Raw genomic sequence first — 13,918 nt, forward strand, 5'->3', positions numbered from 1 at the left:
GACCAACTCCGCCCCAACCTCCGTCTCGTCTTCGTGGGCACCGCTGCCTCGACGCGTTCGGCCGAGCTGGGGCACTACTACGCCCATCCCGGCAATCGCTTCTGGCGCGCGATCGATGAGGCAGGGATCACGCCGCGGCGCTATCAGCCGGGCGAGTTCGCAAGCCTGCTCGAGCTCGGGATCGGCTTCACTGATCTGTCGAAGTCGGGCGCCGGAATGGATCACCAGATCGCGGCTGAGACAATCGACGTGCCGGGGTTCAGGGCCAAGATCGAAAAGTTTCGCCCGAGGACGATTGCATTCACGAGCAAGAAGGCGGCGAGCTTGTTTTATGGCAGGCCGTCGAGCGGGATTGCGCTGGGGCGGCAGCCGCGGGATGAGAGCTTGCCCGAGGTGTTCGTGCTGCCGTCGCCGTCGGGTGCGGCGTCCGGGCATTGGACGCTGGAGCCGTGGCGCGAGCTTGCGGCGTGGGTCGCTGCACTGGACACTCAACACCCACAGACCTCATCCTGAGGAGACCGCGTAGCGGGCGTCTCGAAGGATAGCCGCGGCGGGATGTGGGCCTGCATGGTTCGAGACGGCGCTACGCGCCTCCTCACCATGAGGAGTTGGCACCGTCACCACGGCCCGCCCCTCACCCCGCATACGCCCTGTCCAGGTCCGCAATCACGATCTTTCTCATCTGCATCATCGCCTGCACGACGCGGTTCGCCTTGCTGCGGTCGGGGTCGCCGAGATAGCGGCCGAGCGCTGATGGGATCACCTGCCAGGACAGCCCGAACTTGTCCTTGAGCCAGCCACAGCGGGATTCCTCGCCGCCGTCGGCGGTGAGCCTGTCCCAGAAATAATCGACTTCCGCCTGCGTTTCCACGCTGATGAAGAACGACACCGCCTCGTTGAACTTGTATTGCGGCCCCCCGTTGAGCGCGTTGAAGCGCTGGCCTTCGAGCTCGAACACCGCCATGAAGTCGCTGACGGTCTCAACCTTGGCATTGGGAAACACCGATTTGTAGAAGGCGACGGCCTCCGGCACGTTGTTGTCGAACCAGAGAAACGGCGTGATGGAGGTCATGAATGGAAATCCTTTTGTCTCGCGCGGACGCGCGGCGGCGCGCCGATGTTCCAAGGACGAGGCAGGAGGCAACGATCCGACAGTGGCGGCGGGTTTTTCTTGTAGCCCGGATGAGCGACAGCGACATCCGGGGCCGGCAGCTGCCCCGCATATCGCTATCGCTCATGCGGGCTACGGGGTCCACGAAAACCCATTAACCTGTCGGAATCCACTCATTCCATTCGTCCTCCGAACGCAAAACGCGATCAACCCCGGAGACCTCCGATGCCTCCCACCATCACCGCCTTCGCAAACTCGCCCGACCGCGGCCGCGGACAGGCCCGCGACATGCGGGTGCGCTGGGCGCTCGAAGAGGTGGGGCAGCCTTACGAGGTCCATCTGGTTTCGTTCGCGGACATGAAGGGGCCCGCGCATCTCGCGCTACATCCATTCGGGCAGATCCCGACCTACGAGGACGGCGACCTCGCCTTGTTCGAGACCGGCGCGATCGTGCTCCATATCGCGGAGCGCCATGCCGGGCTGCTGCCGACGGAGCCGCAGGCCCGGGCCCGCGCGATCGCGTGGATGTTTGCCGCGCTCAGCACACTGGAGCCGCCGATCGTCGAGCTCGGGATGGCCATGCTGTTCGAGCGCGACCAGAGCTGGTACGCGGAGCGGCTGCCCACGCTGCAGGATCGCGTCCGTGTCCGGCTCGGCGAATTGTCCCGCCGCCTCGGCGATGCCGACTGGCTCGACGGTGCGTTCAGCGCCGGCGATCTCATGATGGTGACGGTGCTGCGCCGGTTGAACGCGTCAGGCCTGCTGGACGAATATCCAGAAATCGCCGCCTATGTCGCCCGCGGCGAAGCGCGGCCGGCCTTCAGGCGCGCTTTCGATGCGCAATTGGCGATATTCACCGCTGCATCGAAGGGTTCGCAGGACCGTTAGCGCCCTAAAGATCGAAATTGGTCGGCAGCATGACCACGTCACGAATTGTCATGCCGCGTGGCCGCGTCAGCATGAACATCACGACCTCGGCCACGTCGCCGGCCTCCAGCAGGCTTCCCGAGTCCCTGGCTTCCTTCAGCTTCTCGGGTGGCCAGTCCGCAAGCAGGGCGCTGACGACCGGGCCGGGCGAGATCGAGCCCACGCGGATACCGTGCTTGAAGACCTGGCGCCGCACTGTCTGGACGAAGCAGTTGACCGCCCATTTGGACGACGCGTAGACCGGCTCCCATGGCGTCGGAAAATGCGCCGCCAGCGAGCTCGTGACGATGATGTCGCCGGTCCCGCGCGCGATCATGTGCGGCAGCACGTCGTGCACGTTCTTCATCACGACGTTGACATTCAGGTTCAGCATCCGGTCGATCGCCATGGTGTCAGCATCGACCAGATCGCCACCGACATACGTGCCGGCATTCGCATGCAGGATGTCGAGCTGGCCGGCCTGCTCCAGAACGCGCGGCAGCAGCGTTGCGCAGTCTTTTGGGTCCAGCAGGTCGACGAGCAGCGGGATCACGGCGTCGCCGTGCTTGTCGCAGAGCGACTTCAGCGCGGCCTCGTCGCGGTCGACCATCACCACGCGCGCGCCCGCGGCCAGCATCGCCTCGGTGCTGGCCAATCCGATGCCCGACGCGGCCCCGGTCACGGCCGCAACCTTGCCTTCCAACTCTCTCGCCATAGGGTCACCATCGCTGACGTCACGGGGATGCGGAGTATAACAATCCCGGATGGCGTTGTCGGGGCAAACCAGCAACGATGCAATCGTCCTCCGATCGAAGGAGGCGGCGCACAAAGCGCGGAACTGTTGCAAGCGCGTCACGGCGGCGATACGACTTCAGCGCGAGGAGCGTCCCATGCTGACCCTCTACTCCTATCCAGACCTGTTCGGTGTCGCCGACAACAACGGTTACGGCCTCAAGGTCTATGCCTTCCTGAAGCTCGCGGGCGTACCGTTCGCGCATGAGCATGTGTTCGATGCCTCCGCCGCGCCGCGCGGGCAGCTGCCCTATGTCGTGGATGACGGCGAGACGATCGGCGACAGCGAGACCATCATCGCGCATGCGACCGCGAAATACCGCCTCACCATCGACGCCGCGCTAACTGCGGAGCAGAGGCGGACCAACCACTTCGTCACGCGCATGCTCGACGATCTCTATTGGGTGATGTCGTATTCGCGCTGGAAGGACGAGCGTTATTATCCCGCGTTTCGCGACGCCTTCATCGCGCAGCACAAGCAGATCGATGCGGCAGGATTCGAGAAGGCGAAGGCGTATAATGCGCAGCGTTATCACTTCCAGGGCATCGGCCGCTACACGCCCGAGCAGGCCTATGCGCGGGGGCTCGCAGATCTGCAGGTGCTGGCGGAGATCGTGCCGGCGGCCGGCTTCGTGCACGGCGCGGCGCCGACTAGCGTCGATGCCGGCATCTACGGCTTCATCGCCAACATTTTCTTCTTTCCGATCCCGACACCGCTGAAGGCGTTCGTCGATGCGCACGCAAATCTCGTCGCACATTGCGAACGGATTCACGCGGCGGTGACGGGAACGTAGCCCGGATGAGCGACAGCGACATCCGGGACCGAGGGTTGACCCGCATGTCGCTCTCGCTCATGCGGGAATTGAGCTGATCGCCCCTACCGCATCGTGATCGCGAGCCCGCTCAGATCCGCATTCGCCATCAGGCCGACTTGCGTGCCGGACAGCTCGAGCACGGCGCCCTTCTGGTTGGTCAGCACGATCGCACGCGCGCCGCGGCCCACTGCGATGCCGGCACCGGCGGCGCCGTAGACGCCGGCGATATCGGAGGGCCGGTTGATGTTGGAGACGCGGCCGCGCAGCACGGTCTTGGAGCCGCCGAAGACGAGGCCGTAGTCGAGACCGCCGGTCGAGAGCGAATAGGCGCGGCCGCGGAAGTTCAGTACGCCCGAACCGCCGGAGCCGCCGATGATCCAGCCCGCCTTGTAGATCGTCAGCACCACGGTGCCGCCGTCGGCCAGCGCCGAGGTCGAGAGGCCGGCAAGCGCGGCAATGCCGACCAGCGCGGCGCGGAAGGTGGATGCGAACTTCATGAGGGTCTCCGGGGGCTATTCTTCAAGGGGGAAACGAATCAGACGCGAATGTATCCGATGCATCGCGGCGGCAACATGATGGGCGCGGACGTGAGTCGGGGTCTGTAGCAACACACTCAACTGTCATCGCCGGTTTAACCGGGCGATCCAGTATTCCAGAGAGGGCGATGGTGAACCGAGAAGCCGCAGCGCCCTGGATGCCCCCGGTCAAGCCGGGGCATGACGGCGGAGTTTGGCGCGACAAGACGCTCACCCGCCATCATGCCATTCTGCCCCTGTTTTGCCCGACGGAGCAACGGTTATTTTGCTTTTCCCGAAGTCAAAAAGAAAGCTCAATGATTCCCGCCGGATGCCTACTGTGCATGGGGTTGGTTTCGCGTTTTTTGTTGGAGGCGCCCCGACCTGCCGCTACGCTTGCGCTTCCTGCCGTCCATCCGAGGTGATCTCATGCCGATCCAGCATTTCGCGCCCCCGCCCCACATCAAGGCGCCGCCGCTGTCCTTTGCCACGCGCACCGGCGATCTCCTGTTCGTCTCCGGCATTCCCGGCTTCGACGCGAGCGGCGCGCTGCCCGATGGCTTCGAGGCGCAGTTCGCCAACGTCGCCGTCAACATCAAGCGCGTGCTGGCAGAGGCCGGCGCCGCGATCCGCGATCTCGTCAAGGTCAACGTGCTGCTGACCCGCGCCTCCGACGTCGCCGCCATGAACGCGCTCTATGCCGGCGCCTTCGGGCCGCCGCCCTACCCTGCCCGCACCACCTGCGTGGTCCACGCACTGCCCGATCCGAAGATGCTGATCGAGATCGAGGCGGTCGCGTCGCTGGCCAAGGGGTAGACGTGTGATAGTCCGGCGACAGTCAAGGCATAAGGGGCATCCGAACAGCCGACCAACGACTGACATGTCCGTGAACGGTCGCCGCCCCGCTTGCCAGCCGCACCATTTTGCCGCACCAGTTTCCTCTCACGTTCCCATCAGGAGATATTTCATGCGTCGCGTTCTCGCCCTCTGTGCCGTTGCCGGCATCGCCACCTCCGTGTTCGCCGTGCCGGCGTCGGCGGCGGTCGGTTATTACGTGATCCGCTGGGACAACACCGGCATCTGCCAGGTCTGGAACGAGGACCTGAAGTACAAGCCGTTCCAGTGGGGCGTGTCGACCTACAAGGTCGTCAGCAAGCCGCTCCCGACCTTCACCGCCGCCTCGGAGCTCCAGATCAAGCTGCGCGGGGAGCGCCGCTGCACGCTCTAGGCCTGAGGCGACAGATCGGATTTCAAAGGGCGGATCGCGCGAGCGGTCCGCCTTTTTTCTTTTCGACGCGCCACTGGTTTTTCGGCCGAGATCGCGCATTTTCCGCGCACCCGCTTTGAACCTGGCCAGCTGGCGGACCTACTCACATCTTGTTCGGGGCGCCTCCCAGCGTCCCGCGCCAACCAGCATCCTTGCCCGCTTGTTTTTGCCCGCTTGTTTTTCACCTCGCGGCTTTGGAGCCAATCGATGCGCGCGCCGACGAAAGCCACGGTTCTGGCCGCATCGCTGCTGATCGCCGCAACGGCAAACGCACAGGCCCCGCAATCCTTCCGCGTGATCTCGCCGGTGTTCGGCCAGTTGGTCAGCTTCGCGATGCCGTCGAATTTTTCCGCGGTGTTCGAGAACACCAAGGGCGGCCACTACATCCGCGAGGCCGTACTGAAGGGCGAGACGCCTGAACGCTGGACCGAGATGATCACCGTGACCGGCGAGAAGGGCATGACGCTCACTCCAGGTTCATCGCCCGAGAAATTCGCGGGCTCGATCGCAAGCGGTTTCAAATCCGCCTGCCCCGACAGCTTTGCGGCAAGGCCGCTTGGCGCCACCACGTTCGGCCGGTTCGAAGGTTTCGTCGCCGTGATCGGCTGCGGCCGCGTCGACAGCGGTCCGACCCGGCACAGCGAAACCGCACTGCTGGTCACGCTGAAGGGCACGAGCGACTACTACACGATCCAATGGGCCGAGCGCGGCCCCGAAACCGACCAGCCGCCGGTGAACGACGACCGCTGGCAGGCCCGTCTGCGCGCGCTCAGCCCGATCGAGCTCTGCCCGATCGTAGCGGGCGAAGCCGCGCCCTATCCGAGCTGCGTGAACAAGAGCTGAGGCTCGACTCCAAGTCCGACGTCCGTAGCCCGGATGAGCGAAGCGATATCCGGGAATTCAACCTACGCCCGGTCAGCCTCCCTCGGCTCGCTCACCGAAAGCAATCCCGCTTTCGCCGGCATCGCCCGCCCAATCTTCCGGGAGCAATCCCGCCCGCACATATCGGTGAAAGGACGAATGCGGCCAATCACAAACGCGCTGGACGTAGCGATGTTTAATTGGGTTGAAGTGAATGTAATCCACGTGGCGGGCGAAATCATCTTCGTCGCGAACCGTGTGCTCCCAGTAGCGTCGTTGCCACAGAGCCAATTCTCCATTGGACTGGCGGGCTACGTCGATACCCGCATGCAGTAGTGCGCTGCTGAAATGCCCCTTGATCCTTCGCCAACGTCCCGCGAAATCGGCGTCATGCGGCGGGAGGTTCATGACGACATGCAAATGGTCCGGAAGGATCACAATCGCATCGACCTCGGACGGGCGCTCCCTGCGAGCGGCCCGAAAAGGCATCGCGCAGGGCGTCAACGTTCTCAATCAAAATGGTCGATCGGCGGTCGAAGAGCGCTACAGTAAAAAAGTAGGTGCCGCCGGGAAGAAAATTTCTGCGATACAGAACCATGGGCTAGACCCGTCCCGGATGTCGCTTCGCTCATCCGGGCTACAGGATAGCACATGAGCTCTCACGCGTCCTTGTAGGCGCGGGGATGGATCAGGATATCGCGCGCGGCGGCAAGGTCGATGAACGCTTGGGCGCTGCCGCCGTGGTCGGGGTGCATGCCCTTGGCGGCGCGGCGATAGGCCTGGTTGATGTCCTCGCAGGTGAGCTGCACCGCGAGCGGCAGGCCGAGCACCTTGCGGGCGCGATCCTCGCTGGACAATTTTTTCGGCGCAGCATTGCGGCGGCCGAAGCGCGGCGCGGTCAGGTCGTGGACAACGTCGAGCACCACGCCGAGACGGCGCCGGGCCGCCAGCGTGACGCTGTGATCGTCATTGTCCACGGCCTGGCGCAGCACCGGAAGCGCCTGCTCGGCGGCCTGACGCAGCATGGTATCGGTGCTCATCCGCGCGACCTCGGCGACCAGCCGGCCCGCCTCGGCCCAATCGGCGCCGTCCGCCGACCGCAGGCGTTCGAGTGCGAATTTCCAGGATTCGAGCTGTTCCATCATGCGCGCAACGTTTAGCAATCAAGACCAGTATGCCAAGGCCGCCGTTTCCGACCCCTTAATTTCGAGTTAGCCTTTCATGAAACTTCGAAAAGAAATCGGGAGGAAATTGTCATGGCATTGCTCGCGAACCACATCGCAATCGTCACGGGCGCCGGTTCGGGCATCGGCCGGGCCATCGCGGCCGGCTACGCCCGCGAGGGCGCGCAAGTGGTGCTGCTCGACGTCAACGCCGACACGGTCGCGGAAGCCGCCGAGGGGATCCGCAAGTCCGGCGGCAAGGCCGAGAGCTTTGCGCTCGATGTCACCAAACGCGACGACTGCTTCGCGCTCGCCAAGCAAGTCGCCGACGAGGTCGGGCAGGTCTCGATCCTCGTCAACAATGCCGGGATCACTCGCCGCAACGCCTTCACCGCGGAGACGGAGACGGTGGCGAAGGACTGGAACGACATCATCTCGCTCAACCTCAACGGCGTCTTCAACATGACGCAGGCGTTCCTGAGCCCGTTGCGCGTAGCGAAGGGCCGCATCGTCAATATCGGCTCGATTCAGTCCTTCGTGCATCTGCGCACGCCGAGCTCGGCGGCCTACACCACCTCGAAACACGGCGTGCTCGGCTTCACCAAGGCGCTCGCGGTCGAGCTCGGCAAGGAGGGCGTGCGCGTCAATGCGATCGGGCCGGGCTTCATCGAGACCAACATCAACGCCAATGTGCGCGCGACCAATCCGGCGCTGGTGCAGGCCTTCGTCGATCACACCCCGCTGGCGCGCACCGGCAAGCCCGAGGACATCGTGGGTCCCGCGATCTTCCTTGCGTCGGACATGTCGGCCTACGTCACGGGAACGATCGTGATGGTGGATGGCGGATACCGGACGGTGTGAGCGGGATGATGCCTGCTTGGCAATGCGGAGTATGCTCGCGGGAACATGCAATCCGTGCCAATCGCGGCGGTGCGGCGGCATTCCCAAGGTCAATTGGTGCGATCGCCCCGCGGTTAACCTTTCGTTAACCAAACCCGCCCACCGTAGATTTACGGCTTGGGGGTCGTTTGTTCTCGATCCGCTTCCAAAGAGGGAGGCGGGCGTTGATCGGGGAGTGTGTCGATGACCACTGTTCATGTCGCTGCGTCCGAACCGGGCGCATATTTCCTTTCACCGAACCAGATCGTTCCGCTGCTGATCGGCGCGACCGTCGACGAGGTCGAGCGTGAGCTCGTCCTGCAGACGCTCGCCCGTTGCGACGGCAATCGCACGCGCGCCTCGCGCGTGCTCGGCCTCTCGGTGCGCACGCTGCGCAACAAGATCAGGCTCTACGCCGCCTCCGGCATCGAGGTGCCGGCCTATCACGACTAGCGCGCGACGTGCGGCCGATTGGTGTTGATCAAGCCCAGGCGCGAGCCCGGCGGAATTGCCGCTGTCGTCAAACGCCGCTAATTAGCTTGCTTCCGGTCAAGGGAGCAGCGGCGTGGCAGACGAACAAAAACGGCAGGGACCTCAGGGACCGCGCGGACGGCAGGGCGAACCGGGGCGGCCGGGACCACAGGGCCATCCGGGCAAGCGGGGCCCCGATGGCGCGCGTGGCAAGCCGGGGCCGCAGGGCAAGCCGGGTCCGATCGGAAAGGCCGGACCACTGGGCAAGCCCGGCCCGCAAGGCAAGCAGGGCGAAGCCGGACCGCGCGGGGCAGCCGGTGCACAGGGACCTGTCGGACCGCAAGGGCCGGCGGGGCCGCAAGGCCCGCGTGGTGAGGCCGGTCCGCCCGGCCCATTGCCGTCGATCGAGCAGGTGCTGCCGTGGCTCGATCAACTGTTCGACGCCTGGGACGAGCGCCGTCGCCAGCGCGAGCGTGAAGCCGCCGAGCGCGAGGCGCTGGAGGCAGCCGTGCAGGAGACCGACGACGCGCCCCTCGGTGACGAGGACGAGGACAGCGAAGGCGACAATCACAGGAAGAAGAAGAAAAAGAAGAAGCACGGCTAGGACTGACAGACGAATCTATTTCGTCCCATTCTCGCGTCGCGGCAGCATGCCCATACGCTCGAACTGCCAGCGCATGGCGCGGTACCAGAGATAACCGACCGCTGCGCCGCACAAGGCCAGGATCACGACGTTCGCGCTCGAGAACGAACCGCTCCACCACGTCATCCACGCTGTCCACAGCAGCGTGAAAACGACGGCACCTGCTTTCAGCGGAAGAAGAGGGCGGCTCATGGTCGTGCTCCCGGGTGTCAAAAGCCCGGCGAACATCATCGCGCGTTGCGACCGCTTTCACCGTGAGCCAGATCACGGAACGGACCTTCGAGCCGCCTAGCCGAAGCGCAGCCGCGAACGTTCCTTGGCCTTTTCCGCCTCGGCCTCACGGTCGCGTGCCGGGGCGTGGGTGTGCAGCGACGTCAGGAGTTTTCGCGCAGCCTCCGCGACCTCCGCCACCGCACGATCGAAGGCCGCCTCGTTGGCCTGCGAAGGCTTGTTAAAGCCGGACAGTTTCCGAACGAACTGGAGCGCGCTGGCGTGGATCTCATCCTCCGTCGCCTCCGGCTCGAAGTTGAACAGCGTCTTGATGTTGCGGCACATGCACTCTCTCCTGACCTTTCCCTCAAGGACGACCGGCGAAAACGAAATCCTACATCCTTCCGGACAGTTCTGCTAAGTTCCGCCGCAACGCGGCCGCCGACCAGAGCCGCACGGGGGAAATAGACATGAAAGCTTCTTGCGCGGCGCTGTCAGCCATCCTGTTGTCCGTCTCTGTGTCGGCCATCTCGACGTTCGCATGGGCGGCCGATTATCCGGCACCGAAGCAGGGCGACTGGGTCGTCAGGGATTTCAAGTTCCACACCGGCGAGACCATGCCGGAGCTGAAGCTGCACTACACCACCGTGGGTGAGCCGAGCGGCCAGCCGGTCCTGGTGCTGCACGGAACCGGCGGCTCGGGCGCGAGCATGCTGTCACCAGCCTTTGCCGGCGAGCTGTTCGGCGCGGGGCAGCCGCTGGATGCCTCCAAATATTACATCATCATCCCCGACAATATCGGCCATGGCAAATCGTCAAAACCGTCCGACGGGATGAAGACGAGCTTCCCGAAATACGATTACGAGGACATGGTCGAAGCCCAGTATCGCCTGGTGACGGAAGGGCTTGGCGTCAAGCACCTGCGGCTCGTCATCGGCAATTCCATGGGCGGCATGCACACCTGGTTGTGGGGCGAGAAATATCCGAAGGCGATGGACGCGCTGATCCCGATGGCCTCGCAGCCGACCGAGATGGCGTCGCGCAATTGGATGCTGCGGCGGATCATGCTCGACACCATCCGCAGCGATCCCGACTACAATGGCGGCAATTACACCGGCCAGCCGCGCATGATGAAATACGCGATCACCGCCTACGGCATCGCGAGCATCGGCGGAACGCTGGCCTATCAATCGCAGGCGCCGACGGCGGCGAAGGCCGACAAGATCGTCGACGAGCGGCTGGCCATGCCGATCACCGCAAATGCCAACGACTTCGTCTACCAGTGGGAGTCCTCGCATGACTACAATGCCCGCGAGAAGCTGGAGGCGATCGAAGCGTCGCTGCTGCTGATCAATTCCGCCGACGACGAACGCAACCCGCCTGAGACCGGCCTCACGGACGCTGCGATGACGCGGGTCAAGAACGGCAAACTGTATCTCATCCCAGCAAGCACGGAGACGCGCGGCCACGGCACCACGGGGAACGCCAAATTCTACAGCGAGCAGGTCCGGCAGTTTCTGCAAACCGCGCCGCAGCGGACGATGTAGGATTGCCAGGCTTGCCGCCATGTTCGCCGTGCATCATATGCGGCGCCTCGACGCCGCATATTATTTGAGCATGCATTGCGCTGACAGGTCGGGCTTAATCGCATCAACGATACGAATCGACGCGCGGGGCAATCGCGCGCCAATGGCACGACACGCGATGAGGAGGATCGCATGCACAGGCTCGTACTGTGCGTTTGGCTGGCGGCGCTGACGGGCGCAGCGTTCGCGTTCGACAACGGGCAATATGATCACGTCCCGCCTGACATCCGCGCCTGGTTCAAGAGCGTGATCGCACCGAACGGCGTGCCCTGCTGCGACGTCTCCGACGGCCATCGCACTGAGTACGACGTGCGCAGCGGCGCCTATTGGGTGCCGATCGAGGGACAATGGATGGAGGTGCCCGAGCGCGCCATCATCCGCGACCGCGGCAATCCGGTCGGCCAGGCCGTAGTGTGGTACGTCCATCACCGCGGCGCCATCATCATCAGTTGCTTCGTGCCGGCGGATGCGGTGTAGCGCGATAGCGCCTCGACGCGGTGCTAGCTCGGCCGATGGTTCCTGTGAACGACAGAACGCGCGCTTGCGCTCTATGCGCTTTGCGTGTGGGCGGCAAACATCAAGCATGTCCTGGAGGGCATCGACCTTCCACGCATCCCCAACAGCTGGCTCTACCACGGGCCGCGGCTGGCGCTTCAGCCGGTCCTGATCGGGCGGGCTCTGTATTGCGCTGGCGTGATCGAGTGGCCGCGGCGGCGTGACAAGGGGGATAGCGATCGCGCCGGGAGATGATATTCTCAGGCATTCCACCAGGGAGACCTTCGTGACTGATCTTTGCGCCGAAGACCTCGCCACCATCTATGCCCAGCCGAGCCCACGCGTGATCGCGAAAGCGCGCCCCGCGATCGATGCGCATGCGAAGAAATTCATCGAGATGTCACCGTTCTGCGTGCTCGCGACGTCGGGAGCGGACGGCAGCGTCGATGCCTCACCACGCGGCGGCGGCGTTGGCTTCGTCCACGTCGCCGGCCCCAACCAGCTGCTGATGCCTGATCGCTCCGGCAACAACCGGATCGACAGTTTTCGAAATGTCGTCGAGGGCTCGGGCTTCGTGCATCTGTTGTTCTTCGTCCCCGGATTCGACGAGACGCTGCGCGTCGGCGGCCGCGGCACGCTGTCCGCCGATCCGGACCTGCTCGCCTCGATGGTGGAGTTTGGCAAGCCGCCGCGCGCGGTGCTGAACCTCGCCGTCAGCGAAGTCTATTTCCACTGCGGCAAGGCCCTGATGCGCTCGAAGCTGTGGTCGTCCGAGAAGGTGCCGCGCTCGGTGATGCCGAGCATCGTCGAGGTGGTCCACGAGCAAACCGGCCTTGGTGAGCCGCAGAGTCAGGAGATCGTGGAAGAGCTCTACAAGACGCAGTTGTAGCCGGCTTTCGAACCGCACACGGGCGTCATGCCCGTGCTTGTCCCGGGCATCCACGTCTTCGTTGCAGGGTAGCACGTGGATGGCCGGGACAAGCCCGGCCATGACGAATGGAGAGTGCGGAGTAAGGGACCTAGTGTCCCTCGCCCTCGAGCCCGCCAACGTGCTTCTGGGTGTAGAGTTCGAGGCCGATGCGGCCGATCAGGTCGAGCTGGGTCTCGAGGAAGTCGATGTGGTGCTCCTCGTCGCTCATCAGCTTCTCGAACAGGTCGCGCGTCACATAATCCTTGACGCTGTGGCAGTAGGTCGCCGCTTCCTGGTAGAGCGCCCGCGCGCTCATCTCGGCAGCGAGATCGCACTCGATGATCTCCTTGACGTTCTGGCCGATACGCAAGGGATCGAGCACCTGCATGTTCGGGAAGCCGTCGAAGAACAGGATCCGCTCGGTCAGCTTGTCGGCGTGCTCCATCTCCTCGATGGACTCCTTGCGCCAGACCTTGGACATATCCCGCAGGCCCCAATTGTCGAGGAAGCGGTAGTGCAGCCAGTACTGGTTGATTGCAGTCAGCTCGTGACGCAGTGCCTTGTTGAGATAATCGATAACTTTTGCGTCGCCCTGCATGGTTCACTCCAGCTCTTGCAGTCCAAATCGGCCGTAAACCGAATTTAGAACGCTTCTAAATGAGTTTGAAGACTGGAGCAACCGGCTACGGGACGCAGCCGGTGAAATGCTCAGCCATGGTTGCGGAAGATTTCAGCAGGCCGCGAGGGCGAACTCGGCCGGCTGGGCCGTCTCGTCATTGGCCGCCACAGTGTGGTTGTGCGGACAGCCGGAGCAGCAGGACGTGGCACAGGGGCCGAGTGCTTCGTCGATAATGGTCTTGATCGTCCGAGCGCAGCGGCCGCATTCGGCGCTACAGCCGAGACACCCATACACCTGCTTGGCATGGCGCACAGCGTCGTCGGACTCGGCGACGGCGGCGCGGATGTCGTCATCGCTCAGCACGTTACAGGAACAAACGATCATGGAAGCGGCAGGCCCTTTGGTGATGCGCCATCATCGATATTTAAGGGGCCGGCCGGATGCAAAAGGAAAAAGCGGAATTTGAAGCTATTCCAAACTAGCCCGGAAACAGCCTAGAACGGCTCTAAAATAGGGCCTTGCGCTGGATCAAGATTGCGGCGGATCTAGTCGCCCCCGCCGCCTCCACCATCGCCGCCGCCCCCGGCGCCCGGGGGGCCCGGCGGCTCCTGGGAGATTTACTTGATGTAGCTCGCGTCGAAGAGATCCTCGACCTTCGGCGCGGCCTTGATGATG

Annotated in this window: 20 protein-coding genes and 2 pseudogenes; 13 read left to right on the top strand and 9 right to left on the bottom strand. The window is 64.0% G+C overall.

The window, feature by feature from the left end; translation table 11 throughout:
• Positions 1 to 513: mismatch-specific DNA-glycosylase (locus AC0L3K_RS39045; protein WP_473368063.1), on the top strand; the 513-nt coding region annotated here is incomplete at its 5' end.
• A gap of 121 nt (positions 514 to 634) precedes the next feature.
• Here the strand turns inward: AC0L3K_RS39045 and AC0L3K_RS39050 are convergent.
• Positions 635 to 1,072 (bottom strand): VOC family protein, encoded by a 438-nt coding sequence (locus tag AC0L3K_RS39050; protein ID WP_007600759.1) that lies wholly within the window; start codon positions 1,070 to 1,072, stop codon positions 635 to 637.
• A gap of 264 nt (positions 1,073 to 1,336) precedes the next feature.
• Here AC0L3K_RS39050 and AC0L3K_RS39055 point away from each other — a divergent pair, with 264 nt between their 5' ends.
• Positions 1,337 to 1,999, top strand: a complete 663-nt coding sequence (locus tag AC0L3K_RS39055; protein WP_007600757.1) for a glutathione S-transferase family protein — start codon at positions 1,337 to 1,339, stop codon at positions 1,997 to 1,999.
• Positions 2,000 to 2,003: 4 nt separating this feature from the next.
• Here the strand turns inward: AC0L3K_RS39055 and AC0L3K_RS39060 are convergent, their stop codons facing one another.
• A complete protein-coding gene (locus AC0L3K_RS39060) occupies positions 2,004 to 2,732 on the bottom strand; it encodes an SDR family oxidoreductase (RefSeq protein WP_007600747.1) in 729 nt (242 codons plus the stop codon).
• Between the two features lie 175 nt (positions 2,733 to 2,907).
• Here AC0L3K_RS39060 and AC0L3K_RS39065 point away from each other — a divergent pair, with 175 nt between their 5' ends.
• On the top strand, positions 2,908 to 3,603 hold the full coding sequence (locus AC0L3K_RS39065; RefSeq protein ID WP_354128959.1) for a glutathione S-transferase family protein: 696 nt from the start codon (positions 2,908 to 2,910) through the stop codon (positions 3,601 to 3,603).
• Between the two features lie 83 nt (positions 3,604 to 3,686).
• On the opposite strand, the gene AC0L3K_RS39070 is transcribed toward AC0L3K_RS39065, so the two are convergent.
• A complete protein-coding gene (locus AC0L3K_RS39070) occupies positions 3,687 to 4,121 on the bottom strand; it encodes a hypothetical protein (RefSeq protein WP_007600742.1) in 435 nt (144 codons plus the stop codon).
• Positions 4,122 to 4,568: 447 nt separating this feature from the next.
• Between AC0L3K_RS39070 and AC0L3K_RS39075 the strand changes: the two genes are divergently transcribed.
• The 3 genes from AC0L3K_RS39075 to AC0L3K_RS39085 all read left to right on the top strand — a co-directional run bounded on the left by AC0L3K_RS39075 (position 4,569) and on the right by AC0L3K_RS39085 (position 6,249).
• Complete coding sequence (locus AC0L3K_RS39075; protein ID WP_007600740.1) at positions 4,569 to 4,955, top strand: RidA family protein; 387 nt, start codon at positions 4,569 to 4,571, stop codon at positions 4,953 to 4,955.
• A 151-nt stretch (positions 4,956 to 5,106) separates the two neighbouring features.
• The gene (locus AC0L3K_RS39080; protein ID WP_007600739.1) at positions 5,107 to 5,367 is read left to right on the top strand and encodes a hypothetical protein; all 261 of its coding nucleotides are present in this window, start codon (positions 5,107 to 5,109) and stop codon (positions 5,365 to 5,367) included.
• Positions 5,368 to 5,613: 246 nt separating this feature from the next.
• The gene (locus AC0L3K_RS39085; protein WP_007600737.1) at positions 5,614 to 6,249 is read left to right on the top strand and encodes a hypothetical protein; all 636 of its coding nucleotides are present in this window, start codon (positions 5,614 to 5,616) and stop codon (positions 6,247 to 6,249) included.
• 72 nt (positions 6,250 to 6,321) lie between these two features.
• On the opposite strand, the pseudogene AC0L3K_RS39090 reads toward AC0L3K_RS39085, so the two are convergent.
• Together AC0L3K_RS39090 and AC0L3K_RS39095 are read right to left on the bottom strand one after the other, a co-directional pair.
• A pseudogene (locus AC0L3K_RS39090) lies at positions 6,322 to 6,865 on the bottom strand (REP-associated tyrosine transposase).
• Between the two features lie 61 nt (positions 6,866 to 6,926).
• The gene (locus AC0L3K_RS39095; protein WP_035994230.1) at positions 6,927 to 7,412 is read right to left on the bottom strand and encodes a molecular chaperone DnaJ; all 486 of its coding nucleotides are present in this window, start codon (positions 7,410 to 7,412) and stop codon (positions 6,927 to 6,929) included.
• Between the two features lie 111 nt (positions 7,413 to 7,523).
• Between AC0L3K_RS39095 and AC0L3K_RS39100 the strand changes: the two genes are divergently transcribed.
• The 3 genes from AC0L3K_RS39100 (at position 7,524) to AC0L3K_RS39110 (ending at position 9,384) form a co-directional block, all read left to right on the top strand.
• The gene (locus AC0L3K_RS39100) at positions 7,524 to 8,291 is read left to right on the top strand and encodes an SDR family NAD(P)-dependent oxidoreductase (RefSeq protein ID WP_007600732.1); all 768 of its coding nucleotides are present in this window, start codon (positions 7,524 to 7,526) and stop codon (positions 8,289 to 8,291) included.
• A 222-nt stretch (positions 8,292 to 8,513) separates the two neighbouring features.
• Positions 8,514 to 8,762, top strand: a complete 249-nt coding sequence (locus AC0L3K_RS39105; RefSeq protein WP_027519697.1) for a helix-turn-helix domain-containing protein — start codon at positions 8,514 to 8,516, stop codon at positions 8,760 to 8,762.
• Positions 8,763 to 8,874: 112 nt separating this feature from the next.
• Positions 8,875 to 9,384: a collagen-like domain-containing protein gene (locus AC0L3K_RS39110; RefSeq protein WP_007600730.1), complete on the top strand. Its 510-nt coding sequence runs from the start codon at positions 8,875 to 8,877 to the stop codon at positions 9,382 to 9,384.
• A gap of 15 nt (positions 9,385 to 9,399) precedes the next feature.
• Here the strand turns inward: AC0L3K_RS39110 and AC0L3K_RS39115 are convergent, their stop codons facing one another.
• On the bottom strand, positions 9,400 to 9,615 hold the full coding sequence (locus AC0L3K_RS39115; protein ID WP_007600728.1) for a hypothetical protein: 216 nt from the start codon (positions 9,613 to 9,615) through the stop codon (positions 9,400 to 9,402).
• A gap of 96 nt (positions 9,616 to 9,711) precedes the next feature.
• Positions 9,712 to 9,978, bottom strand: a complete 267-nt coding sequence (locus tag AC0L3K_RS39120) for a DUF2277 domain-containing protein (protein WP_007600726.1) — start codon at positions 9,976 to 9,978, stop codon at positions 9,712 to 9,714.
• 125 nt (positions 9,979 to 10,103) lie between these two features.
• On the opposite strand from AC0L3K_RS39120, the gene AC0L3K_RS39125 reads away from it, so the two are divergent.
• The 4 genes and pseudogenes from AC0L3K_RS39125 (at position 10,104) to AC0L3K_RS39140 (ending at position 12,603) form a co-directional block, all read left to right on the top strand.
• Positions 10,104 to 11,180, top strand: coding sequence for an alpha/beta fold hydrolase (locus tag AC0L3K_RS39125; RefSeq protein WP_473368064.1), 1,077 nt, complete (start codon positions 10,104 to 10,106; stop codon positions 11,178 to 11,180).
• A gap of 171 nt (positions 11,181 to 11,351) precedes the next feature.
• Positions 11,352 to 11,696 carry a hypothetical protein gene (locus AC0L3K_RS39130; protein ID WP_007600723.1) on the top strand — a complete coding sequence of 115 codons (345 nt, stop codon included), beginning with the start codon at positions 11,352 to 11,354 and terminating at the stop codon, positions 11,694 to 11,696.
• Positions 11,697 to 11,756: 60 nt separating this feature from the next.
• Positions 11,757 to 11,969 (top strand): annotated as a pseudogene (locus tag AC0L3K_RS39135) (DoxX family protein); the annotation flags it as partial.
• A gap of 31 nt (positions 11,970 to 12,000) precedes the next feature.
• Positions 12,001 to 12,603, top strand: a complete 603-nt coding sequence (locus AC0L3K_RS39140) for an MSMEG_1061 family FMN-dependent PPOX-type flavoprotein (protein ID WP_007600722.1) — start codon at positions 12,001 to 12,003, stop codon at positions 12,601 to 12,603.
• Between the two features lie 130 nt (positions 12,604 to 12,733).
• Here the strand turns inward: AC0L3K_RS39140 and bfr are convergent, their stop codons facing one another.
• Positions 12,734 to 13,222: a bacterioferritin gene (bfr, locus tag AC0L3K_RS39145; protein ID WP_007600720.1), complete on the bottom strand. Its 489-nt coding sequence runs from the start codon at positions 13,220 to 13,222 to the stop codon at positions 12,734 to 12,736.
• Between the two features lie 132 nt (positions 13,223 to 13,354).
• Positions 13,355 to 13,627, bottom strand: a complete 273-nt coding sequence (locus tag AC0L3K_RS39150; protein ID WP_007600718.1) for a (2Fe-2S)-binding protein — start codon at positions 13,625 to 13,627, stop codon at positions 13,355 to 13,357.
• Positions 13,628 to 13,918 lie beyond the last annotated feature (291 nt).

The sequence above is a fragment of the Bradyrhizobium sp. MI1.10 genome, from assembly GCF_055811035.1.